Annotated in this window: 25 protein-coding genes; 8 read left to right on the plus strand and 17 right to left on the minus strand. The window is 51.0% G+C overall.

The features are described from left to right. Window positions 1–101 precede the first annotated feature (101 nt). From ACY1JZ_RS12215 to ACY1JZ_RS12250, 8 genes are all read right to left on the minus strand, one after another. Window positions 102–500, minus strand: a complete 399-nt coding sequence (locus tag ACY1JZ_RS12215) for an FxsA family protein (protein ID WP_462629376.1) — start codon at window positions 498–500, stop codon at window positions 102–104. Window positions 501–516: 16 nt separating this feature from the next. Continuing rightward, window positions 517–1017, minus strand: a complete 501-nt coding sequence (locus ACY1JZ_RS12220; protein WP_462629377.1) for an acyl-CoA thioesterase — start codon at window positions 1015–1017, stop codon at window positions 517–519. A gap of 114 nt (window positions 1018–1131) precedes the next feature. Next, window positions 1132–2886: a pyruvate kinase gene (pyk, locus tag ACY1JZ_RS12225; RefSeq protein WP_270164756.1), complete on the minus strand. Its 1755-nt coding sequence runs from the start codon at window positions 2884–2886 to the stop codon at window positions 1132–1134. 252 nt (window positions 2887–3138) lie between these two features. After that, window positions 3139–4197, minus strand: coding sequence for an acetyl-CoA carboxylase carboxyltransferase subunit alpha (locus tag ACY1JZ_RS12230; RefSeq protein ID WP_462629378.1), 1059 nt, complete (start codon window positions 4195–4197; stop codon window positions 3139–3141). Next, window positions 4187–5059 carry an acetyl-CoA carboxylase, carboxyltransferase subunit beta gene (accD, locus tag ACY1JZ_RS12235; RefSeq protein ID WP_462629379.1) on the minus strand — a complete coding sequence of 291 codons (873 nt, stop codon included), beginning with the start codon at window positions 5057–5059 and terminating at the stop codon, window positions 4187–4189. Before accD ends, ACY1JZ_RS12230 begins: the two co-directional genes overlap by 11 nt. A 127-nt stretch (window positions 5060–5186) precedes the next feature. Continuing rightward, window positions 5187–5375, minus strand: coding sequence for a glutamate decarboxylase (locus ACY1JZ_RS12240; RefSeq protein WP_270164761.1), 189 nt, complete (start codon window positions 5373–5375; stop codon window positions 5187–5189). A gap of 116 nt (window positions 5376–5491) precedes the next feature. Continuing rightward, window positions 5492–5992: a phosphatidylglycerophosphatase A family protein gene (locus ACY1JZ_RS12245; RefSeq protein ID WP_270164763.1), complete on the minus strand. Its 501-nt coding sequence runs from the start codon at window positions 5990–5992 to the stop codon at window positions 5492–5494. A gap of 88 nt (window positions 5993–6080) precedes the next feature. Continuing rightward, the gene (locus ACY1JZ_RS12250; RefSeq protein WP_462629380.1) at window positions 6081–10100 is read right to left on the minus strand and encodes a DNA polymerase III subunit alpha; all 4020 of its coding nucleotides are present in this window, start codon (window positions 10098–10100) and stop codon (window positions 6081–6083) included. Between the two features lie 173 nt (window positions 10101–10273). On the opposite strand from ACY1JZ_RS12250, the gene ACY1JZ_RS12255 reads away from it, so the two are divergent. The 3 genes from ACY1JZ_RS12255 (at window position 10274) to ACY1JZ_RS12265 (ending at window position 11514) form a co-directional block, all read left to right on the plus strand. Then, window positions 10274–10600 (plus strand): YtrH family sporulation protein, encoded by a 327-nt coding sequence (locus ACY1JZ_RS12255; RefSeq protein WP_270172571.1) that lies wholly within the window; start codon window positions 10274–10276, stop codon window positions 10598–10600. 3 nt (window positions 10601–10603) lie between these two features. Further along, window positions 10604–11116: a sporulation membrane protein YtrI gene (locus tag ACY1JZ_RS12260; protein ID WP_270164767.1), complete on the plus strand. Its 513-nt coding sequence runs from the start codon at window positions 10604–10606 to the stop codon at window positions 11114–11116. A gap of 98 nt (window positions 11117–11214) precedes the next feature. Next, window positions 11215–11514: a YtpI family protein gene (locus tag ACY1JZ_RS12265; RefSeq protein WP_270164769.1), complete on the plus strand. Its 300-nt coding sequence runs from the start codon at window positions 11215–11217 to the stop codon at window positions 11512–11514. 175 nt (window positions 11515–11689) lie between these two features. Here ACY1JZ_RS12265 and ACY1JZ_RS12270 read toward each other — a convergent pair whose 3' ends face one another. Continuing rightward, window positions 11690–13039: a DRTGG domain-containing protein gene (locus tag ACY1JZ_RS12270; protein ID WP_462629381.1), complete on the minus strand. Its 1350-nt coding sequence runs from the start codon at window positions 13037–13039 to the stop codon at window positions 11690–11692. Window positions 13040–13192: 153 nt separating this feature from the next. On the opposite strand from ACY1JZ_RS12270, the gene ACY1JZ_RS12275 reads away from it, so the two are divergent. Together ACY1JZ_RS12275 and ACY1JZ_RS12280 are read left to right on the plus strand one after the other, a co-directional pair. Further along, window positions 13193–14533, plus strand: a complete 1341-nt coding sequence (locus ACY1JZ_RS12275) for a sensor histidine kinase (RefSeq protein WP_462629382.1) — start codon at window positions 13193–13195, stop codon at window positions 14531–14533. A 74-nt stretch (window positions 14534–14607) separates the two neighbouring features. Continuing rightward, window positions 14608–14703 (plus strand): stage II sporulation protein M, encoded by a 96-nt coding sequence (locus tag ACY1JZ_RS12280; RefSeq protein ID WP_462629383.1) that lies wholly within the window; start codon window positions 14608–14610, stop codon window positions 14701–14703. Window positions 14704–14810: 107 nt separating this feature from the next. On the opposite strand, the gene ACY1JZ_RS12285 is transcribed toward ACY1JZ_RS12280, so the two are convergent. Next, window positions 14811–16559, minus strand: a complete 1749-nt coding sequence (locus tag ACY1JZ_RS12285) for a copper amine oxidase N-terminal domain-containing protein (RefSeq protein WP_462629384.1) — start codon at window positions 16557–16559, stop codon at window positions 14811–14813. 353 nt (window positions 16560–16912) lie between these two features. Between ACY1JZ_RS12285 and ACY1JZ_RS12290 the strand changes: the two genes are divergently transcribed. Beyond that, window positions 16913–17194: a hypothetical protein gene (locus tag ACY1JZ_RS12290; RefSeq protein WP_462629385.1), complete on the plus strand. Its 282-nt coding sequence runs from the start codon at window positions 16913–16915 to the stop codon at window positions 17192–17194. 295 nt (window positions 17195–17489) lie between these two features. On the opposite strand, the gene ACY1JZ_RS12295 is transcribed toward ACY1JZ_RS12290, so the two are convergent. Continuing rightward, window positions 17490–18245 carry an SDR family NAD(P)-dependent oxidoreductase gene (locus tag ACY1JZ_RS12295; protein WP_462629386.1) on the minus strand — a complete coding sequence of 252 codons (756 nt, stop codon included), beginning with the start codon at window positions 18243–18245 and terminating at the stop codon, window positions 17490–17492. A gap of 146 nt (window positions 18246–18391) precedes the next feature. Between ACY1JZ_RS12295 and ACY1JZ_RS12300 the strand changes: the two genes are divergently transcribed. Further along, window positions 18392–19036, plus strand: a complete 645-nt coding sequence (locus ACY1JZ_RS12300) for a TetR/AcrR family transcriptional regulator (RefSeq protein ID WP_462629387.1) — start codon at window positions 18392–18394, stop codon at window positions 19034–19036. A 498-nt stretch (window positions 19037–19534) separates the two neighbouring features. Here the strand turns inward: ACY1JZ_RS12300 and ACY1JZ_RS12305 are convergent, their stop codons facing one another. From ACY1JZ_RS12305 to ACY1JZ_RS12330, 6 genes are all read right to left on the minus strand, one after another. Continuing rightward, complete coding sequence (locus tag ACY1JZ_RS12305) at window positions 19535–20062, minus strand: hypothetical protein (protein WP_462629388.1); 528 nt, start codon at window positions 20060–20062, stop codon at window positions 19535–19537. A 157-nt stretch (window positions 20063–20219) separates the two neighbouring features. Then, window positions 20220–20870, minus strand: coding sequence for a hypothetical protein (locus tag ACY1JZ_RS12310; protein ID WP_462629389.1), 651 nt, complete (start codon window positions 20868–20870; stop codon window positions 20220–20222). Between the two features lie 468 nt (window positions 20871–21338). Beyond that, window positions 21339–21998, minus strand: coding sequence for a hypothetical protein (locus ACY1JZ_RS12315; protein WP_462629390.1), 660 nt, complete (start codon window positions 21996–21998; stop codon window positions 21339–21341). 1 nt (window position 21999) lies between these two features. Then, the gene (locus tag ACY1JZ_RS12320; protein WP_462629391.1) at window positions 22000–22464 is read right to left on the minus strand and encodes a hypothetical protein; all 465 of its coding nucleotides are present in this window, start codon (window positions 22462–22464) and stop codon (window positions 22000–22002) included. 516 nt (window positions 22465–22980) lie between these two features. Continuing rightward, window positions 22981–23157: a sporulation histidine kinase inhibitor Sda gene (locus tag ACY1JZ_RS12325; RefSeq protein ID WP_462629392.1), complete on the minus strand. Its 177-nt coding sequence runs from the start codon at window positions 23155–23157 to the stop codon at window positions 22981–22983. A 38-nt stretch (window positions 23158–23195) separates the two neighbouring features. Further along, window positions 23196–23633 carry a hypothetical protein gene (locus tag ACY1JZ_RS12330; RefSeq protein WP_462629393.1) on the minus strand — a complete coding sequence of 146 codons (438 nt, stop codon included), beginning with the start codon at window positions 23631–23633 and terminating at the stop codon, window positions 23196–23198. 519 nt (window positions 23634–24152) lie between these two features. Here ACY1JZ_RS12330 and ACY1JZ_RS12335 point away from each other — a divergent pair. Further along, the coding region (locus tag ACY1JZ_RS12335) for a hypothetical protein (RefSeq protein WP_462629395.1) at window positions 24153–24356 on the plus strand (204 nt) is incomplete at its 3' end.

The raw sequence follows: 24356 nt of genomic DNA on the forward strand, positions 1-24356 counted from the left end.
TCCCCCGGTTATCCCCTCATTATCCGCTTGATTTGTTAAATGAATGTCAATAAAGCATCATGCGAATGTTAATTCGACATTGCCGCGGCTGATCAGCTCTACTATCTGCGAAGGGTAATGCTGCCGTTCCTCATACGTGCCTCGATCCAGCCCAGGATCAGCTTGCGATAATATGGGCGCGTCCAAGGAAAGATAAGTGAAATGCCAATAAGATCGCTAAAAAATCCAGGGATAATCAGGAGCACGCCGCCCAGCAGCACACATAGACCGTCAATCATCATTTGCCCGGGAATTTGCCCGCTCTGCATCTGCCGTTGCGCCTCCAGCAGCACGCGAAGCCCCTCCTTGCGCGCCCAGTAGACACCCATAGCTGCGGTCAACAGCATGAGCAGCAATGCAGCCCCGCCTCCAATCCAGGAGCTGACCTTCATAATCCCCCATAGCTCCAGCGCAGGCGCAGCGATCAACAGCAGCAGCGGCCAGTAATTACGTCTACTCATGGCTTAATCTCCCCTTTCATTCGCCCAAGACGACCTGCTGAATCAACGCGTACAGCTCTGGAGCCGCCTTATCCAGCCGCGCAGGGCGGAAGTCGGCGCCTACCCATACATGACGTGTGCCCCCTTCAACCAGAAGCTCGCCAGGCAGCTCATCGCTGCTCGCCTCCGTGAAGCCTGTCGGGCTCGGCTCCCCTTCCCTAGTCTCTCCAACAAGTCGAATCTGCGATTCAAAGGTTAGTCTCACGGTCGAGAATTCAGTGACTCGGGTGCAAATGACAATCTGGTTATCATAGCGTGCCGGCCTCAGAAATCGACATTGCAGCTCCGTCACGGGCAGCAATAGCCCCTGCTGCTCAATGGCAGCGTAAGGAATCCCTGCGCTGCGCACCCATTCGGTTCGGCCGATCTCGAACCAATTGACATAGTTGCCGTGAAATACAACCTGCATCTGGTCTGTCTCCTGATAACGCACCCGCTGCGGATGCAGATGCCAGCGCGATGCCTGCTTCTCCATCATGCCATCCCTTCCCTTATATAAATCAAGAGCGACGGTGCGCACACCATCGCTCTTGCTGTTCAATCCGTTGCATGGCCGCACCCTGCGCCTTAGCCGGGTGCATCAACCATTTCCTTACATAACTTTGGCTTGGCCGGAATAGATAACGCCCGCTTCGCCATATACGGTTACTTCCATGCCGTCCTCAAGCAACTCCAGCGCATTCTCTACACCCAGGATAACCGGCAGACCCAGATTCAGTCCAACCACTGCTGCGTGGCTAGTGATGCCGCCATGCTCGGTAATCAATGCAGCCGCCTTCTCGATGGCTGGCATATATTCTTTATCTGTCGAGGTGGTTACCAGTATCGAGCCTTCCTCAACCTTCGCGATCGCTTCCTCAGCCGAACGAGCCACGACGACTTTGCCCGTAGCGCTCTGGCTGCCGATTCCTTGACCCTTGGCCAGCAGATCGCCGACATGGTGGATTTTGATCAGATTCGTCGTCCCGGAGCGGCCTACTGGCACGCCCGCAGTAATAATCACGGTATCGCCCAGTTGAATCTCGCCGGACTGAATACCGCCACGAACTGCGATTTCGAACATCTCATCTGTTGTCTCAGCGGGCTTGCCCTGTACCGACTTCACGCCCCAGGTCAGCGCCAGACGGTGAATGACCTTCGGATCAGGCGTAACCGCGATGATCGGAGCCTTAGGACGATATTTGGAGATCATGCGTGCCGTATATCCGCTCTCGGTAGACGTCAGGATCGCCTTCACATCCAGATCCAGAGCCGACTTCGCAACCGATTGGCTGATCGCCTCTGTGACCGAGGTTTGCTGCGCGTTCGCTTGCTTGGTGAACATCTCGCGATATTCCAGCGCCGCTTCGGTACGCAATGCAATTCTTGCCATCGTCTGTACAGACTCCACTGGGTACTTGCCCGCAGCCGTCTCGCCGGAGAGCATGATGGCGTCGGTGCCATCAAAGATCGCATTCGCCACGTCGCTTGCTTCTGCGCGTGTCGGACGCGGGTTACGCTGCATCGAATCGAGCATCTGGGTTGCCGTAATAACCGGTTTGCCCACGCGGTTACACTTCTCGATCATCTGCTTTTGCACAAGCGGTACTTCTTCAGCCGGAATCTCGACGCCAAGGTCGCCACGCGCCACCATCAGGCCGTCAGACACTTCCAGAATTTCATCCAGATTGTCAACGCCCTGCTGGTTTTCAATTTTGGAGATGATCTGGATATGCCCGGCATTGTGCTTCTCCAGCAGCTCGCGAATCTCAAGCACGTCGCTCGCTTTGCGCACAAAGGAAGCAGCGACAAAGTCGATTCCCTGCTCGATACCGAAAATAATGTCGTTCGCGTCCTTCTCGGTAATGCCTGGCAGTGAAATATTAACGCCCGGCACGTTCACGCCCTTCTTGCTCTTGATCTGTCCGCCGTTCACGATGCGGCAATGAATCTCGGTACCCTCAACGCTCTCTACCGTCAGCCCGATCAGACCGTCATCAATCAGAATGGTCGATCCAACGCTCACATCGTTCGGCAGGTTGTTGTACGTAACCGGAATGCGTGTACGATCGCCAAGAATCTCCTCGGTAGTCAACGTAATCGCATCGTCCTGGTTCAGCTCGATCGGCTCTTCCTTCAGCTTGCCCAGCCGAATTTCCGGTCCTTTCGTATCGAGCAGAATAGCAACGTTAGTGCCCAGTTCGGCATTCGCCTGCTTAATGTTCTTGATCCGGTTGCCGTGCTCTTCAAAATCTCCATGAGAGAAGTTCAGGCGAGCTACGTTCATGCCGGCGTGAATCAATTTCTTCGTATTTTCCAGCGATTCGCTAGAAGGTCCGATCGTACAAACAATTTTCGTTTTGCGCATGTTTAAGTTTCCTCCAGTTAGGCAAGCGTAAATGGCTTCCATGGCTATCGCCGCCGAAGCTTCAATCCGGTGAAATGCAAGGCAGCTTGTCCGCGCTCTGGCAGACCCGTTCACCCTGCACTCATTGAGTGCACGGGAGCTTGGATACAATATGTACCGTCAGCTCCCATCACGCCCAAGGTGTGCTTCATTAACATCTCATCTCAAAATTACACGATTCATGAAGCCTTGTACAGTCTGTTCACAAAAAAATTACACTTGAGCTTGCGCAGAAGGCTCCGCACTCTGCTCAAGCTGTCCCTCCGGCTCGCCTTCAGGCTCCCCTTCTGGCTTCCCAGCTTCCTCAGCAGCAGCCGTCGCTTCAGTGAACGCGCCGATCTTGCGGAACTTCTGATACCGATCCTCTATCAGCTCCTGCTCCGATAAGGCCGACAGCTCGGACAAATGCCGCTTGATCGACTCCTTCAGCACCTCTGCAAGCTGGGGCAGGTCGCGATGGGCTCCACCCTGCGGCTCAGGCACAATCTCCTCGATCACCTCGAAGGCAAGCAGATCCTTCGCGGTAATCTTCATCGTCTCCGCTGCCTGGTCGGCCTTGGAGGCGTCTTTCCATAGGATCGAGGCTGCGCCATTCGGAGATATAACCGAATAGATCGCGTTCTCCAGCATCAGCACACGGTTGCCAACACCTAGCGCAAGCGCTCCACCGCTGCCGCCCTCACCAATGACGACACAGATGATGGGCACGCCGAAGATTGCCATCTCGCGCAGGTTGCGCGCAATCGCCTCCGACTGGCCGCGCTCCTCCGCCGTATTGCCTGGATAGGCGCCCTTCGTGTCGATGAACGTAATGATGGGGCGCTTGAACTTGTTCGCCTGCTGCATCAGACGCAGCGCCTTGCGGAAGCCCTCCGGGTGGGGGCTTCCGAAGAAGCGAGCGATATTATCCTTCGTATCCTTCCCACGCTGATGTCCGATCACCGTAACCGGCAGATCGCCAAGCTTGGCCAATCCGCCAACAATGGCCAGATCATCCGCGAACAGACGATCCCCGTGAAGCTCGATAAAGTCGGTAAAAATAGCATGAATGAAATCGAGCGAGGTCGGGCGCTGGTGATGGCGAGCCAGATGCATCTTCTGCGCAGGCGTAAGCTCGCTGTACAGCTCTTGCTTCAGTTGCTCGTAGCGCAGCTCCAGCCTGGCAATCTCGTCCGAGAAGTCAATCCCCTTCTCCTGGCCGAACCGCTTCAGCTCATCGATCTTCAGCCGCAGCTCTACAAGCGGCTTCTCAAACGCTAGTTCACCCGCCATATGAGACATCCCTCCTCACAGTATGCATATCCAGCAGCTTGGTCAGCAACGGCAGCATGTCCTTGCGGTGCACCACCTTGTCGATCTGGCCGTGCTGCTGATTGAATTCCGCCGTCTGGAAGTTGTCTGGCAGCTTCTGCCGAATCGTCTGCTCGATAACGATCCGCCCTGCAAAGCCAACTAACGCTCCAGGCTCGGCCAATATATAGTCGCCCAGCATGGCAAAGCTGGCGGTTACCCCGCCAAAGGTCGGATCGGTCAGCACAGAGATATACAATCCTCCGTTACTCTGGAATTTGGCCAGCGCAGCGCTCGTCTTCGCCATCTGCATCAGGCTGAGGATGCTCTCTTGCATGCGAGCTCCGCCTGATGTCGAGAACATAATGAGCGGGGCACTCGTCTCCAGCGCCTTCTCGATCGCCCGCGTAATTTTCTCCCCTACAACCGATCCCATGCTGCCGGAGAAGAAATCAAAGCTCATGACAGCGAGTACAACCGGATACGAGCCAATCGTACATTCCCCTGTCACCACCGCCTCGTTCAGACCCGAATTACTCCGCTCCCGCTCCAGCTTGGCCGCATAGCCGGGAAACTCCAGCGGGTCCTCGGAGATCAGCGCGGCATCCAGCTCCTTGAAGGAGCCTTCATCTGCCAGCATATTGATACGTTCCCAGGCGCTCAGGCGAAAATGATGGCTGCAGGAAGAGCAGACCTTCAAATTTTTCTCCAGTTCCTTGCTGTATTGAATGGTCCCACATTTGGGGCACTTGTTCATTAATCCCTCAGGGATGTCCCGTTTGGGGCGATCCGCTGCCGAAGGAATGGTCGCATATTTCTTCTTCTGAAATAAGTCCTTAAACATATGACACCTCTTGGGGGCGCGAGTAGTATTGCAGCGGCCGCCAAGCAGGCGGGCTCCGCCAGCTTGGCGGATGCGCCAGGCCATCCAAGGCCGGGGCTGCGCCGCTGCAACCTAAGCAGGGGGACACTCATGAGTTGAGGATGGAATTGAGCACTTCCTGCACTTCATCCAGTTCTCCGGAAGGAACCAATATCTCATACTGCTGCTTGGAGAGATTAATCGGGCGGAGCTGTACGAGAAAACCCTCTTCAGTCAAGCGTGTTTTAATCGTCTCCGCAATCCTCGTCGTAGGTGCGATATAGATAACCGTCCACATGAATGAACCCCCTAAACCGTCTGGATCAGGCCGTATAATGGAATAATGATAGCATAACTGGTCTTTTCACTGCAACAAATCCGATTCATAGACGAGATATACAAGCCGAGTGCCTGCTATCCGATCGAGCCCGGATCATAGTTTCGAGCCATCGGATCCTTGTGCGCAATTCGCGCAGAAGCGGCGGCTGCGAGCCCGGAAATCAGATCATCAAGGAACACATGAATATGCTTGCCCTTCTCGTTCAGCTTCTTAATGATCCCGGGCTTGACTTTATCTAAATATCCGAAGCTTGTCAACCCGATCATACCATAAACGTTCGTAATGCCGAGCGCCATCGTCTCATCTACCCCGTACAGCGACTCATCCGCCTCCATAATCGATTGAAGCGGCTGAGGCAGCTTGCCCTGCTCTGCCAGCTCATCCAGGGCGATGCCTGTGTAAAATACATATTGCACTTCTCGCTTGACAAGAACCGCGCGCACACTTTCCACGCATTGCTCCATCGTCAGGGCGGCATTGTACGGGTGTTGCAGTTGGAACACGATCTCTGCAACAGACTCGACATGAACTCCCCGGCTGTTTAACAGCTTCTCCAGATGATGCGGCACGCTCATCCCTCCCGCTGGCTTGTATGTCTACTAAGCTATGCGGGCGGGCGGCTCAATGTGACTACAAAATAACGGGACTTAAGCGAAAGCAGCACTATCGAACGACTGCGCTGCCGTCACCCATAAGCTGTTCAATTCCCGCCAGCAGCGCCTCCGAGGGCCTCACACGATACCGATCGCTAAGTGCCAGCGTCCGCTGATCCCGCTCATAGAACAGCACCGTGTCCAGCTCGCCGCTATGCGCCAGGATAAGCGCCTTCAGCCGCTCCAGCAGCGCCGGCTGCTCCTTCGCCGCCGCAATCTTCACATAGAGCCGCTGGCGGCGCACAGCGGAGCGTCCTGCCGGGGCGTCCTGCCGGGACGAGCCGAGCGGGGCAGCGGACGGCCCCGTTGTGACGGCAGCGGGTGAGCCTGGCGCGGCGGCGGGCGACGACTCTGGCATCGCCCCCTGCGCCGGGGCGCCTGCTCGCCCACCGCTTGCCGGGCGCTCTGACGCAGACGCCTGGCGCGACCTAGGTGCGATGGCGGCGGGCGACGACTCTGGCGCAGCTCCCTGCGCAGGAGCGACTGCTCGCCCACCGCCTGCCGGGCGTCCTGACGCAGACGCCTGGCGCGGCGACCTAGGTGCGACGGCGGCGGGCGACGACTCTGATGCAGCTCCCTGCGCCGGGGCGACTGCTCGCCCACCGCCTGCCGGGCGCTCTGACGCAGACGCCTGGCGCGACCTAGGTGCGATGGCGGCGGGCGACGACTCTGGCGCAGCTCCCTGCGCAGGAGCGACTGCTCGCCCACCGCCTGCACGGCGGCCCCGCTCCTGGCGGCTTCGCGCCTGCTGAAGCAGCCGGGAAGCCTGCATCTGCAGATCATGCTCTGCGAGCGGCACCACCGTCTCCACGATCAGCTTGACCGTCTCCTCCTCCCGCTGCAGCGTAGCTAACGCGAGCACGAGCGCCCCCTTGTCCAGCTCCTGCCTGCTGCGCTGCCATAGCGTCGGGAAGGCGACGGCCTCGACACGCATCAGATGGTCCTCCAGCTCCAGGAAGCCCATTGGCTGACCCTTCTTCGTGGTGAACGGCTTGACGGAAGCCACCATCGCCGCGATGACGACAGCGGCGCCATCCTCCAGCTCGTACAGATCAATCAGCCGCGGCAGCCCGAGCCGATCCAGCTCCGCCGCATAGCTGCCCAGCGGATGGCCGGACAGGAACAGCCCGAGCAGCTCGCGCTCCAGCTCCAGCTTCTGCAGCGTGCCAAACGGCGCAATATCAGGCAGCTCCACATCCCAGTTCTGAACCTCCTTGAAGTCGAACAGCTCGATCTGCAGCTCCTCGCGCTCCTTGCGCCACTTGAGCGCCGCATCCACAATCTCATCGAGCCCCGCTAGCTGCTGGGCGCGATGCCCCGGCAGCCCCTCGGCTGCTCCTGCCTGAACGAGCGACTCCAGCACGCGCTTGTTCACGACCCGCAGGTCGACGCGGCGGCACAGGTCAAGCAGGCTCTCGAACGGCTTCTCGCTGCGCGCCCGCAGCAGCGCCTCGATCGCTGTCGTGCCGACATTTTTCACCGAGGCCAGGCCGAAGCGGATCGCGCCGCCTACTGGCGTAAAGCTGACGCTGCTCTCATTCACATCCGGCGGCAGCACCGCAATGCCCATCCGGCGGCATTCGTCGACATATTCCGCCGTCTTGCGGTGGTTGCCTGTCACCGAGACGAGCATGGAGGCCATGAAGGGCACCGGATAATTGGCCTTGAGCCATGCTGTCTGGAAGGCCAGTACACCATATGCAGCCGCATGCGCCCGTGGGAAGCCATAGTCGGCGAAGCGGACGATCATATCATAGACACGGCTTGCATCGTCATGGCTATAGCCCTGTGACAGACAGCCCTCGACAAAATGCGCGCGCTGCTCATCGAGCACCTCACGCTTCTTCTTCGAAACCGCGCGCCGCAGCAGATCCGCTTCGCCCAGCGAGAAGCCGGCCATGACGGCGGCGATCTGCATAATCTGCTCCTGATACACAATAATGCCGTATGTATCCGACAATATCGGCTCCAGGTCAGGATGCGGATATTCGACAGGAATCAGATTATGCTTGCCGTGAATAAACTTCGGGATAAATTCCATCGGTCCCGGACGATACAGCGCCAGCACCGATACAATATCCTCGAACTCTGACGGCTGCAGCTCCCTTAGCACCCGGCGCATACCCGAGGATTCCAATTGGAAGATGCCCGTCGTCTCTCCCTTGCCTAGCAGCGCATAGGTCGCTGCATCCTCATAACTGATCCGGCCTAGATCGATCTGCTCTCCATACAGCTCCTTGATCCATGCCAGCGAGCGCTCCACAATCGACAGCGTTCGCAGGCCGAGGAAGTCCATCTTGAGCAGCCCGATCGCCTCCAGATGCTCCATCGAATATTGGGTCAACGCCGTATGCTCCGTCCCGCCCTGCAGCGGCACATAATGGGTGAGCGGCTCGCTGGCTATGACGACTCCAGCCGCATGGGTCGAGGCATGGCGCGGCAGCCCCTCCACCTGGATCGCCATCTGCAGCAGCTTGGCTGCCGCTCCCTCCGAGGCCGCTTCACGCAGCGCCTCCACACTCTGCAGCGCAGCGGGCAGCGTGATGCCGAGCTGCTGCGGGATCAGCTTCGCTACCTTGTCCACCTGAGCATACGGGACATTAAGCGCCCGTCCCACGTCGCGGATCGCCGCCTTGGCTGCCATCGTCCCGAACGTAATAATCTGGGCCACATGCTCCGCACCGTACTTGTCAGCAACGTAGGCGATCACCTCGTCGCGCCGCTCATCATTAAAGTCAATATCGATATCCGGCATCGAGATGCGCTCCGGGTTAAGAAAGCGCTCGAACAGCAGCTTATGCCGAATCGGATCGACATCTGTAATACGCAGCACATAAGCGACGAGGCTGCCTGCCGACGAGCCCCGGCCCGGCCCGGTGCGGATGCCTCGGCTGTGAGCGAAGCGTATGAAATCCCAGACGATCAGGAAATAATCGGCAAAGCCCATTCCCGTAATGACCCGCAATTCATATTCGAGTCGCTCAGACAACCGGTCCGCATCGATGGGCATGGCCTCCGCGTCTGCTGCTAAGCCGCTCCCCGGTGCGGATGGCGGCTCCATCGCCCTGCCGCTCGCAGCGCTATACGCTGCATAACGGGCTGCAAGCCCCTCATAGCACAGCTCACGCAGATAGGCGGCTGCGTCCAGCCCCTCTGGCAGCGGGCTGAAGGACGGGAGCACCGAGCGGCCAAGCTCCAGCTCCAGCTCGCACTCGGCGGCGATGCGCACCGTATTGGCTATCGCCTGCGGCACATGAAGAAACAGCGACGCCATCTCCTCAGCGCTCTTGAAGTATAGCTGGTCCGTCGTCATTCTCAGCCGTTCGGGATCATCGACCGTCTTCCCGGTGCCGATGCAGATGAGCAGATCCTGCAAAGCGGCATCCTCCTGGCGGATATAATGGACGTCATTGGTTGCTACAAGCTCGATACCCGTCTCCTCCGCCAGCTTGAGCAGCCCCAGATTCACCTTCTTCTGCTCCAGCAAGCCATGGTCTTGCAGCTCCAGATAGAAATGCCGACCCAGTGCAGTCTTGTACCGGAGTGCCGCCGCGCGCGCTTCGTCATAGCGGTCATGCACCAGATGCTGCGACACCTCGCCTCCCAGGCAGGCGCTCAGCACGGTCAGCCCTTCGGCATAGCGGGACAGTGCCTCCATATCGATGCGCGGTCTGTAATGGAACCCCTCCAATTGTCCGATCGAGCACAGCTTCATCAGATTGCGATAGCCTACCTCATTGCGGGCCAGCACGATCAAATGATAGATGGGCTGTTCCTTGCGGGGCAGCTTGTCATAGCGCGAGCCCGCGGTATAGTACATCTCGCAGCCGATGATGGGCTTGATGCCATGCTCCCTGCATGCGCGGTAGAACGGAATTGCCCCGTACATCACCCCATGGTCGGTCAGCGCGAGCGACTTCATGCCTAGCTCCGCTGCCCGGCTTACAAGCTCCCGGATGCGCGCCGCGCCGTCCAGCAGACTGTATTCACTGTGCACATGCAAGTGAACAAAAGCCTCTCCACTCTCCATCGCTCGCTCACCTCCAACGGTAATATTTATTCTATTTTATCATAATGTCCCGGAAGCCGCCCATAAAATGAAACAAGCCCCTCCAGCGAAGCAGACATGCACGACGGAAGTACATGGAGCACAGCGGCGGAGCGGCTCACACTTCAAGCATAGGGCGGTGGCTTGCCATGAATATGAATCTGTTTCTCTCCAAGACAGCAATCGACTTTTTTATCGCGTTTGGCGTTGTGACGGGCGGAGCGCTGCTGGCTGGCGTCGGGTCGGTGCTGGTGCTGCAGACGCCAGGCACAACCATGCTGGAGACAGCAGCCAAGCTGAAAATATGGGCGATCGTCGCTGCGGTCGGCGGCACGATCGATCCGATGCGCGTCATCGAATCGAATATGCTGGAGGGTCATCTCTCTCCTGTCGTCCAGCAGGTATGTATTATATTGACTGCGTTTCTAGGCGCTCACATGGGTACGGAGCTGATCAAAATGATCTGCGGGGAGGTGCTGTAGCCGATGCGAGTTCCGCCCTTCGAGCGGTACCGCGGATTTACGCGCTCGGCCGGTATCTTCCTGCTGGGCGCCGTCGTTGGCGCGGCGCTGTTCAACAGCATCTACCATACGCACCTGAACGAGCTGCATCGCTCCATCGACGGTCTGAACACCGTTATTGAGGAGAAGGAGCGGGACATCAAGCAGTTGAATGATTATAAGAATGATCACAACATGGTGATTAAAACCGTGCATGTCTATATCGAGAACAGCCGTGAGACTCGCACGAATTCCATTGAGCTGGATACCCGTACCGAGCTGGAGCTGAAGAAGGCGGTCGCCAGAGATTTCGACATTTTCCTCGGACGCCGGGTCTATGAGATCGGAGCGGATTCGCGCCTGGCCAGAACCTTGTTGAACCGGAAAATCTATACGATTGGACTGGATAAGAAATATCAAATTCAAGTGCTGACGATGCTCGTCGTCGACACCTCGCTTACCGTCTGGGTCAGCGCCAAGATGCAAGCCGTTCTGTAACATGGTACAATGAGCCGTAAGAGCACACTGGGGCTTGTCCGGGCATCCGCCCGCACACGCCTCGCTGCAATCCAGCTATAAGGAGAGTGTCACCTGCCATGGTCTATATCCAATGGCTGCTCGTCATGGGCATTATGATTATGCTGATCCTGACCGCCTACTACAGCGTGAAGGCACGCCGCTCGCAGGAACCGCGTGCTCGCGGCCTGAACACGGCTCATATGAACATCAGCATGGGTGTGATGCTCGTTCTGATGTCGCTGATTCAGATGGTCATGTTCAGCGGGTCTACCGTGCGGCTGATCGTCGGCGCGATCTTTCTGCTGCTCGGCCTGTTCAACCTGTTCGCCGGGCTGCGCAATAAGAGCCTGTTCTCCGCTATGAAGCAGCAATCCTAAGCCTCTGCACCAGATGCAGCACAGCCGGGCGCCGCTCCTTGTACAAGGACGGCGCCCGGCTGCCGTTAGCGGCTCCGCGCGACCTCGATTCCTGGGGCATGTATGCAACCCATAAGGGATTCTGACCCTGCCTATACTCCCTTATGCGCTGCTTCCTCTTGACGTCCCCCACACCCTAATAAGGGTCAATCATCTGTGCGCTCATCATCGCCTTGGCCGCAAGGCCGCGGTCATCGACAATCTCGATCTCCAGCTTGGCTGACTTGCGGTTCATCTCCAGTAATCGCGGCACAATCGAGATGTCCTGGTCGATCTGTGTCGGACGGACGAAGTAGGTCGTGACACTCTCCAGTACATGGTCGCGCTTGCCGATCTCCCAGATCAGCAGCCGCCCGGCCTGCATGAGCAGCGACATCAGCACCCCTTCGGACACAGTGCCGAGCGGCCCCGACATCTGCGGCGTCATCCGCCCTCTGTAGAGCCACCCCTCGCCAGTGCGTTCGCCTGTAATCTTGGCGAAGCCGCTCCACATCAGATCATCGAAGGTCTCGCCTGACTGCGGCTGCTTGCCTGCGAATGGCATCGCAGCCAGTACCTCCTGACGAGTTACCACAGCCAGCAGGCGGCGCTGCCTGTCCACGATCGGCAGCAGATCAATCCCCTCCGAAGCCATCGTATGGGCAGCGGATGTAATGGTCGTGCTGGGTCGCACCGTAATCGGATTGCGAGTCATCAGCTTCTCCACCGTCTGGGAGCCCGGATTGCCCGCCGCGTCTCTGGCCGTCATAATGCCGATGATCCGGCTCTTCTCATCCACCACAGGGAAGCGAGCCTGCCCGGTCTCCTGCTGAAGCAGTCCAAAGCTGTTAACGGTATCCGAGGCATGCAGCGCCTTGGGCTTGTCCTCGAAGGCCACTATATCCTCGATGCGCATAATTTTGCGCTGGATAATCCGGTCATACATCGCGCGATTGATGATGGAAGCGACGGTAAAGGTATCATGCTTGCACGAGATGACGGGCAAGCCCCGCTCATCAGACAGTCGCTTCACCTCATCGCTCGTATCGAAGCCGCCGGTAATAAGCACACCGGCTCCCTCCTCCAGCGCATAGTGGTGAGCATCCTCGCGGTTGCCGACTATAAGGAGACTGTCCGCATCGATGTAAGCGATCATCTCCTCCAGCTTCATCGCCCCGATGACGAACTTCTGCAGTGTCTTGTCTAGCCCCGAGGCTCCACCGAGCACCTGACCATCCAGCAGTGCGGCAATCTCGGCAAAGGTCAGCCGATCCGGCTGGCTGCGCTGCTTCTTCTCGATGCGGACCGTTCCGATCCGCTCCCGCGTGCTGACGATTCCCAGCTTCTCCGCTTCCTTCAGGGCGCGATATGCGGTTCCCTCGCTAACCTGCAACGCCTTGGCAATCGAGCGTACAGAAATTTTCTCCCCAATCTTCAATTGCCTGATATATTGCAGAATATATTCATGCTTGGTTAATGCCTCATCGCCTGGCTCGATCGTCTCCATGTTCATCCTCCTAAGGGTATTGCATCAAGCAACATTAATATTCATATATTCAAAAAAGTAATTTCATTTTAGTTCAAAAGCAAGTAAAGTAGTATCTGAAGCCTACATCAAGACTGAAGACCGCGGCTTGCCGCAGTCTGAAGGAGAGCTCGCATGAACTATATGCTGCAAGCTGCCAGCAATACGCTGCTGCTGTCGATTCCTCAATCTGTGATCTGCCTAGCCTTCAGCTTTCAGTTCTGGGGAATGAGGCTGGAGCTGTACTGGCGCAAGGTGCTGTTGCTAGGCGTGCTGCATTCGCTCTATCTGAATGCCCTAATGCCGATCACCCCGCTGCCGGTACATTTTCTCAATGCGCTTATTTCATTTGCTGCGCTGTTCTTTCTCCTGTTCCGCACGATCGGCCTGCAGATGAAGCTGATGATTCAGATTACCTTTTACCTTATTGTTATTATATCCGATACGTCGGCGATATGGATGGGTTCCGGCCTTCTCGGGCTCGAACGCATGGCTGATGCCTCGCTGGCAGACCGGATGCTGCTCTGCTGGCCGTTAGTGGCTGCGATCGCTGTGCTGTGCTGGCTGCTATACGACCGCTCCTGCTACCCAGGACAAAGAATACGGCGCTTCCTGACAAGCAGGCATCATCGGCCGATGTTTCTGTTTATTGTGCTGATCTTCATTCAGACGGTTATTATGGTGGCTTACTTCTTCTCTCGTTTCTTCACACGCTATGACGAGATGAGCAAGATGCTATTCTATATCGGACTTGCTGCGACACTGTTCGTCAGCTTTGCCGCCATCTCCCTGCTGATCCGAACGCGAGAAGAAGCGATCCGCATGACGCGCAGCGCATATGTGAGCGATGTAATGCAGATGCTCACCTCGATTCGTGGGCAGCGGCATGACTTTCTGAATCATATCCAGGTCATCTCCTCCATGCTCACGATGAAGAAATATGACCAGCTCAAAAGCTACATAGAAGAAATCGCCATCGATCTGCAAGCTCAGAACAGTCGCAACGGCCCGCTTCCCGGCGCAGCAGTCGCCGCACTCGTCCAGTCGAAGCAGGTAGCAGCCGATGCGCGGCAGATCTGCTTCAATCACGAAATTCCCGCGAAGCTGGCGATGTCGCATCTGCGTAATACCGACCTGATCCGTATCCTGGGCAATCTGATCGACAATGCGTTCGATGAGGCTGCTACGCTGCCTGCTGGCGAGCGCTTCACCAATCTGGCACTGCGCCAGCAGGAGCAGCGGCTGGAGATTGAGGTCATGAACAGCGGCCGATTACTGAGCGAGGAGGAGCGGCAGATGATGCTGACCCCCGGCTATTCGACCAAGGACAACCATCATTCGGGACTTGGCCTTGCGATCGTCTCTGACCTGGTCAGTCGCTACAACGGCACCCTCTCCGTCGATTCTGACCCGCAGGGCATCATCATCAGGGCCGTGCTCCATGATCAGCCTCCCAAGCAGGAGGCGCTGCTGTAGACTTGGCGTCTGCTATGTAGAGAGTCGCTCTGGCGAGCGGCTGCTCAGGGCTGTCCAGTGGGGTTGTTAATGCATTGAAGAAGGTTGCCATAGCATATTGTTTTGTTGCATTTCCCCTGCTTGTTATAGCCGCTTTCATTGAAGCGTTTATTACTCCCATGATTGCATAAGTGCAACTGGAGCGGCATTCTTGTGCAACCTGTTATACCATGAAAATAGGGGCGTCCAAAGTCAGCCTACCACAGGCTTTCTGGACAGCCCCGTCTTTTAAGATGACCTAATCAATGTGCAGCGCATAAAACTCGACGTTGTCCTGCTGGTATACCTGATAGCTATTCATGTAATTGTACCAGATGATTGTATCGCCCTGCACAAGCGGCGCCATATTCCCTGGAGATGGTACTCCTTCCAAGCTCGTCGGTTGTCGCAGCAGCTTACCTGTTCCATCGACCACCGCGTAAAACAAGCTCCAACGATTCTGTTTATCCGATTCTTTCCATAACAATGCAAACTTGTTATCATTCACCTTCACCAGATGGGTCTCTGTAATGTTAATGTTGGATTTCACAGAATGATGGGTAAGCCAGATTAATTTAGCATCGCTATCATCCTCTGCATCCTTCGGCACGATGCCGAGAAACAGGTTTTTGGTACCGCTCTGGCCATATTGTTCTGTATGTGAAACACTTGATCCTAGCATCAAATAACTGTTCTTTGCCACCTCTAGTCCACCCAGATGCGCACCGGTGTAATTATCTCCAATCTCCCCTGGAAATTCCATTAGGTTAATCTTTTTTCGGATTGCACCATCCTGCTCTACTTGAAGGACGATAGCGCGGGGATACGCATCCCCAAGGTCAGCATAAACAATCTGCTCTTGATCGAAGCGGGCATATGTGGCAAATGAGTGGCCGACGTGGTTGTTCGGCCATTCTCCTCCAGAGTACAGCAGCTTCATATCCTTCATATCGATCTGGAAATTAATATTGGATTGGTGCTGTTTTCCATCCGCTGACATATAGCGCAATCTTGCAGAGTGAATCACCAATTTCCCCTGATAGCTGTCCATTGTCAAATTGCTGTGATAGAATGGTCCGGTTACGTAGACATCCTTGATATCAACCTGCCCGACCTTAGCCCATGTCTTGTCGTATTTGACAACACGGTACACGGTTTTGCTGTCTTGCTCCTCTGGATTAGACTGACCATAGACGACATAATAGTAACCGTCTTCTCCGAGGTGAACTCCGCCCAACTGGTCTAATTCATTCTTGAGTATCAATTCTTTGCTTCTTCCAAACGTAGAGGTAAGCTGCTGAATTCGCAATTTATTGTCGAAAGCACTGTTCTCCACCAAAACCATGTTTCCATTATTTTTCAGCAAAAATCGCGTGGCGACACGAAATGAGTTATCGTAAAAATAATCGTTCGTGCGATCTGTAACTATATTCGATGCGTACACAGACAGCTTGGGATGGGTAAATATCCTTACAATTTTACTGCCTGGCTGCCAAACAACCTTGCTATTGAGATGCTCGGAGACGAAGCGAACAGGAATTAGCACTCTCCCCTGTTTCATTCTGGCAGGTACCGGCATCGTGACTGGCCTTCCGTCGATGGTTGCCACAGGATGATCCACTTGCAATTGGATTACCTTTCCCTTTAATTTAGTTGTAATTGAACGATGGGTTGCATCCCATTCAATCGATGCGCCCAACGCCTCAAGAAGGGCTCTCATAGGTATGAGCGTACTCCCTTGCTCCGTCTCAGTCGGAACGTCGGAATGAAGAAACTTACCATTTACACAGACAAATATTAAATCTTCCAGTTTGGGCAAATTCGAATAATCGTACTCGATAAGCTCCCCGTCTGTAGTAATAACACCGCTTGGCCGTGTGCTGGGATGTCTTTGCTCCGACGCTTTCTGATAGCAGCTATCCTCGATATAAGCGAGTACAATCGGGCTTGGAAGCAAGCCAAACCATAGTGTGATCATTATTGCAGTTGCTGCTAATTTCTTGGGCATTTCGATTCTCCTCCGCTGATGAACTCATTCTTCATTTTCTTATCATAAAAGGTATTATCACTCTTCCATGGTAAATCTTCCAGCATGTTTAGTAAAGCTTCAGAAACAGTCTGTAGCTCGTCCTTACGGGGTCACCCCCATGTACACTGGATCAAAAATAACACATAGGTTTTATTTTGATTCGGCTTGCCTTATTCGGGGAAAGGAAGGGTTAACATATTATGGTTTTAATGGTAGTATAATGAGTGTGCGCTACTAAGCCGTCTAGGAGGATGAGAGCATGCCGGGATTCATGAAGGTTTTCTATGCGGATGATATAGAGCTTCTAAGAGAAAGCTCATGGAGCTAGAACGATGAGAGATGGCAATAACAGATATGCCTATATGCAGTCGAAAGGTAAAACCTACCTTTTCGTGATTCAGCCGTTACTTGCTTCAGGGGCGGCCACCCTGACGTTTCTGGGCGTGCAATACCTGTTCATGTGGATCGAATACAGCCCATTCGCCAATGAGGTATTTGTGAAAGCCTTGACATCAGGTTGGTACCTCATCGTGCTCCTGTTGATCTTCATTTATAGCGTAGTAGCCATTACCAACGTAATCAGTTGGGCATATTATAAGCGAAAATTAAGGTAAACCCTCTGGTGGAATAATATTCCGGCAATTGTGTGCCATTCACGTAGGCGAATTGACTGACGGACACTATGGCGCTTGGCTAACTGTTGGCGCTAGCCGTCCCCGTTTGGGACATTCACCCTAAAGATGACGCCATGCTAGGCGTACACAAAAAACCAGCTAATGTATGACAAACATTAGCTGGCTCGTGGGGCTACCCCTTCTGTATGATTGGGAAAACATCGACTTAGCCTAGGCCGCGGCCAATTTGGCTCCGATCCATGGAAGGCCTTTCACAAGTTCGAGAATGTAATGCTTATTGTACCCAAATACCACCGTCAATGATTTGTGCTGTACCAGTAATATATGAAGATTCATCACTCGCTAAGAAAAGAACTAAGTTAGCAACATCTTCTGGAGTACCAAGACGTTTTAGTGGAACTGCATTAGCAACAGCTTGTTTCGCTTCATCTGTTGTGAACGTATCTCTTGTCATTTGAGTATCAATAGCTCCAGGATGAATCGAATTCACTCGAATATTCTCAGTTCCTAATTCAAGAGCTGCAGCACGAGTAACAGCTTCCACAGCACCTTTACTTGCCGTATATGGGTTAAAACCACCTGCAGCAATTATACTAGCAAGAGATCCAATATTAATGATGGAGCCGACGCCCGCTGTTCTCATATAAGGAACAACGGTCTTGATTCCTGCAAATTGACTCCATGCATTAATGTCGATGGCCTTTTTCCAAATGTCATATGTGACATCCATAAATGATTGCATCGAAAGGATCCCAGCATTATTCACAAGGACATTTATGAGACCGAACTTGCTTACACCCTCTTCGGCAACCTTCCTCCACTCTTCTTCTGAAGAAACATCATGTTTCAAGGCTATTGCGCTCCCCGGGAACTCCACATTGATCTTTTCTACAACCTGAGAAACATTGTCAAATTGAATATCTGTAGCGATGACTTTCGCCCCTTCTTTAGCGAACAAATAGGCCTCGCTTGCTCCTTGACCATTCCCAGCACCTGTAATTAAAGCTACTTTTCCAGATAAACGTCCCATCTGTAGATCCTCCTGTTCATATACCGAAATTTAAACATGCAATTCCTAAAAAACGCTTACATATTTATAATAGAACTATGTGATAAGGCATACAATAATCAGCAAATACGAAAGTGTTGATGGATCAACAAATGGGGTCATCGTCGTTGAGTCATGCCATATTTAATGAACATAAAGAGGGTGAAATATTGACTATCTCAAATCGCCAAAAAAGAAAACAGCAAATAACGATTGAATCATTGAAAAATGCTTTAATTGAATTAATTTTAGAAAACAATGAAGTTGAATTGATAACCATTGGGGAAATTTCTAATCGAGCTGATTTGAATCGTGGAACATTCTATATTCACTATAAGGACAAAAACGAAATTTTAGAGGCTTTATACTATGATGCGACAGAAGGACTTCAACAAGCTCTTCGGACGCCATACAAAAATACGAATAAAGTACTACTGAATGAGCTTGTAGTTCCTTCTACAAAACTGATCTTTGAACACATTGAAACAAACAAAAAGTTATTTAAGGCGTTAGATCTTATCGATAAAGATCCAAACCTATATAAACGTCTTGAGCAGATGTTTTGGAGCTTATTTACTACAGAAATTCTTTTTGAACGAGATTCTCTGTCAGGAGAAACAGAATACGAAATTTTTTTAAGCTATCAACTTCATGCGACACTTGGTGTCATTAAATATTGGATTTCGAGGGACTTTATGTACTCTTCTACTTTTATGTCAGAGCAACTAACCTCATATTATTCACATCGAGTTACTGCGATGAATTTCAAATAAACGGATTAAGCATAACAATAAGTTAAAGTATCCTTCAACATAAAAAACGGGGTTGAAAGATGCACACAATCAATTGACGACGTTGAAAAATTAGGTTAGGAGCAAGGCTGCAGCGTCGGACGATGCGGCCTTGAAGAAAGCGACTATAGTAGACCTCCTAAACATAGCTAGCCTTTTCTGGCTCAAACCAGAAATCAGTGCTTGACTTGGGTCGAGATGAGACGCTACGGGACAGAGGGTTCTTCCGATCGCTGTTAAAGCCCGATTCCTTTTATTTATTTGAGGACTATGGTGGGATCGGTCTTTAAAGGCGAACACTGACGTTTCTCCAGAATCCCTCCGCCCCTCCGCTAAGCTCTGTTTTCTGTCAAGCACTCCTATCGCCCTCCATGATCGGAAATGTCAATCTGATTGGTTAGTCGCTTGTTCTCGCAATCACGTTTACTTTACTGACCATGGGGTTGTATTACCACGCCGCTATTCATGTGGAAGGCAGGTTTACAGATGGATCTCATTGTCGTTAGAATCGAAGAACTTGACCGATACAACCTGGTGCTTGCTTCGGACAAAGGAGACAAGTTCAATAATATAGGTACGTTCTTGGTTATCCATTAACAATTCTTTTTGGAATTCCCCGTCCATGAACACCTTACAATAGGTGGCTTGGTTCAATAATTGATCGTCGTTAATCATCAGTCCTACAGCACCATCCAAGTAGCCCGCAAGCAAGGCCTTATTTTCTGCTAAGTTGATATCCTCAGTGCTCTCACTCACAAGCCCATTCATACCTTTAACAAGTTGATGATGTTCATCCATGTAGAGCGTATAAGCTCCAATTTGCTTTTTGTTTACAAAAAATATAAATACGGCTCCTTGCGAGGTCTTCTTCACATCAATAACATCCAAATTATGTTCTCGAATAACCTCATCAATCATCTGATCCGTCACTTCATTGATTGTATTATTACACCCCAAGACGCTTACCAAAAATAATGAAGTGATGACGATCATAATGAAGGATTTCATAGAAACATCCCCTAAAATGCTACAACACCTCCCTAATTCCAGGAGGTTGATGTGGCATATGTATTGAATGAAGATTCACGTAGGTTTGATTTCCAACAACAAACACACTTGGAACCTGAATCCAAGCGTGTTTGTTGTTGTACTATAGCATTCTGCTTTAATTAGAGCTCTTACTTATTGAATCCACCAAGGCTGTAAATTCGGAAACAACTGATTTTTGTGAATTTTCACTAATTTGAGAACCTTGAATATTTTGAGCACTTGCTTGAAGCACTGGATCTAAGTTCAAGACCTTTCCTTTTTCGTTTAGAAAAGCTCCCTGAACCCCTCCCTTTATATAAAATTTATTATCACCCTCATCTCCCTGAAGCCCCAGAAAAAGAAGGTATTCTTCATTAGGTTTCAGTATTTCTGATCCTTCTTCAAAGGGAAGTTGACCAAGTTGGAAGACTTCAACTGTATCAAAAATATCACCTTTGATCGGTATGGCAACTTTTATAGTGGAAACAACACTTAATGGGCTAAATTGTACCTGTTCAACTACGGTTCCAGTCAATATCGTCTGGGTTGTATCTTTTAATTCATCTAATGATTGCACCCCATCCGAATAAGATGTATCGATATGCAATTTTTGATTAGCTAATTCATTAACACTCTTTTCTAAATCTTGTGGAGTAAATTCATGAACAGGGAAATTTTCTTGTATAGTGTTAGCACTCAGTTCTTTCTCTAAGTCTGAGGGGGATAAGGAGTATACACCAGCACCGATAGCAAGTGCCCCTACTAAAATTAATATTTTTCTTTTCACCGTTCTTCACCTCTTCAATTTTTCGGAATGATGAAACTACTAAATGTTGTTTATTAGCTTGCGGGTAAAAAGGGCTAGCCGCTACTCTTTTTCATAGTCATATGTATTAGAATCAGTATCGCAGTTAAATAAAGCACATAGCGTAACGAGTGCAGGTACATAAAAGCCCTCAGTGGATAGACATCGTCAGCATCTTGGAATAAATAAGGTATAGCAATATTAATAAGAGCACCCAATAAGAATAAAGAGAATACCCCAAGCATTCTCCAATTCCTTCTCTTGAATGTCAAATATGCTCCAGCCAGTAAAGCTACAATATACATGCCTTGAAATATAAATAGAATCATATCGCCCTCCATGATCGGAAATGTCAATCTGATTGGTTTCGCTTGCTCTCGCAATCAAGTTAACTCTACAGATCGGGGACAACAACAGCCTATTCCCCCGTCATCGTGCAGAAGGATTAAGCTATTGCAAGTTGAGCTTGGAGGTGACTCCAATATTATACTTTTCTTTAATTTCCATTTTGATTCTCTCACGGTTTTCAATATCAGTAAGATCATTGGTGTCAGTATAAGTGGAATTCTTACCATCATGATTTCCTACACTATATTTTCCGTATGCTAAGGACATGATGCTATAGTGCCCAGAAGCCATCTTTTTCAAAAAGATAACGTATGTCTTACCTTTCTCCATCTCGGAATAATCTTCATATTTCAGTTTGACCCTTCCAGTAAACTCCTGAACAAGCCCAATTGGCTCTATGACTTCGATTGATTTATCTTGTTGTACATCGGGGTCATTGGATTGAATCACCCTATGCACCTCAAATTTAGTCAATGTATAGTAATCCTGGATCGTCTGTGCTTTCTCCCCCTCAAAATAGGTTACCCTATGATCACGATCCTCAAAAGCATCCGTCGGAGAACCAATCAGCACCAGATCCGCAGCCTCCTCTAATGAGGCAAGATCATGATATGGTACCACTCTTACATGCGAAATACTCGTTGTCATTTTGCTATACACAAATGTATAGTAGGAGGATGCACCACCTGCTACGAGCACCAAAGCTAGTAATCCTATTATAACGTTGTGTAGAGCCTTGTGATTGCGTGTTGGCTCGTCCATATCAGTACTCAAACTCTAACGGTATGCTATAGGCATTCCCATCACATTCGAAACTTGCTAATACAGATACCATAGAATCTCCCTTCGGTGCCTGAAACATAATCGGAGCACTATAAGTTATGGTTTCGTTTGACTTTATCACTGTCTTTAATCCAATGCTATCAAAGGTATGGGCTATATTACTTCCCCTTGATGCAACTAAAACTGAAATCAGGGGATTAGAATGATGAATTTGAATATCTTGATCCCCTTTATATTTCAATTTTCTCGTAATTAATATTGAATTATCCTCATTTGCCTTTAAATCAACAATGATCTCAAAATCTCCTTTACTCGCCGAATATAACATAGTTTTTTCCGCTTCATCATTATAGTTACAACTTGATACGATGCAAACAATAATGACAATAAAATAATCGCGGTATCCATTAATAATTTGTTGCGATTTGATTAATACCAAGATCACTAAAGGAGTAGCCTATGTGCGAGAATACAGAATAATATGTATCACTTATTGTTACACATCCTTTATCAATGCCATGCGCATGAAATTGAACTGACAATTGGTGAACCGCTGGCTGAATCAACCTGCGCTCCGCCAAGGTAGCGCAGGTACTGCGAGTCTCATACAAGTAATAACTTGCGTTGGAAGAGGATATTTGAATACCTGCCGTATCCGTGTTTCCTCCGCAGCAAAAACTCCTATGCAAGTACCAATGGATAATCCAACTACAAGGGGTATAGTATAAGTTGTCACCTCATTAAATAAGACACTGTTAACAATCAAAATGTTTCATCTATTTTTGGGAAATTATCCACATAAATACTCTCCACTCCCTCCCTTATTAATAACTGCCAAGTAGGTATGGAAGTTATAGAAAGGAAGCAAAACGTATTTCCATGCTTCCTTGATGTTCCGAACATAGATGCCACTGAACAATAGACAGATGGCATATAACATGATCGTTCCCCCTTCATCCTTCTATTTCGTGCTGCCCAACATCAACAGGTGCTGCTCTTTCGCCTGTTTTGCCTGTCCGTGGCTTAGTCCTCGTGCATGGATCTCTAGGAGCAGCAGGTCAAGGAATTCCTTCTCAAGCTGTAGTTCGACGGCATCCTCATATACGGTCATTAGCTCCTGATCTGTGAGTGTTTTCATAGGGTTCTCGCCTCATTTAGGATTTATCTTGTTAAGGATCATTTTCTTGTTCTGGCGTTCTTCACCAGGGTCATTCTTCGGGAATGGCGCAGCCACGAATAATAGCTTCTCAAATCTCGCAGCTCCAACGATTCCGATAGTCTGCCCAAGAAGGTGATGATCAACATCTTGTGCAGAGGGTTGCCGATCAGGTCCCTCTCTTGTTCGGATACGGCAAAGTTCACAACCATCAGAAGATCATTATCGATGATATAGACGTCTTCATCGTGCCGGTAATACGGTTCAATCTGACCGCGCTTCAGCCGATCCCATATGAACTGGCCTATCTCCTCAAGCCCTGCCCTTCCCCTGTCCACCCGGGAAATCCAGCGATCCTGCGCATGGTGGGTAATGATGATGTCGACAATTTTTTTATCGCCTAACTCGATATAATAGGGGTCATAGGTACTCCATCGGCTCATCGCTCTATCCTTCATCTGTTAACTTCCCCCTTTCGTCCTACGTGCCTCTAATTGAATTCCATATTTATGTAAATTATGATAAGGTTAACTGTGCCTGATGTCATCACATACTTTCGTTGCGTCAATACGCAACCAGTTGCGTGTTCATGCAAAAAATGAAGGAAAATTTGCGTGAAGACGAAAAAAAGATTGCATCTTAGCACACTGCTAAATTTATGCAATCTTTCTTTATTTTTGGTAAAATAGGGTTAGGGAATTATAACCATTGGGGATATTTTAATTGGTCTTGCGTTCTATTGCAAATAGGGCGACTAAAGATACGGGTTAGTGCAGAAGACTCTTCTTCGGTTAAAGATAATTCGGATATGATAAGGGTTTCATAATCACGTATGTCGATGGATGTCAAATTATGTACAGCCCGTTGCAGGCTTGGGTTAATCTGGATTGTCAGCATAAGGAGGTCACCACCTCCCTAGATAGTGTAATAAAATACATATTATAACAAAAATACAAACCGAGGGAAGTGTTAATAAGATGAAAAGAAAGCTTTTATTATGGCTGGGGATTCCATTGTTTATTGTTTTGCAAGTTTGGTTCTCGTTCCTTACGTTCTATGTTCCCTATCATGGGGTTTACCTAGAGCTAACCCCCCAGCATCAATGGGTAATCAAAGAACTAGCTCCAGAAGGTGCTGGTTATTCACTGGGACTTCAAGTTGGGGATACCATTCAACTAGTG

The sequence above is a fragment of the Paenibacillus sp. J5 genome, from assembly GCF_054955055.1.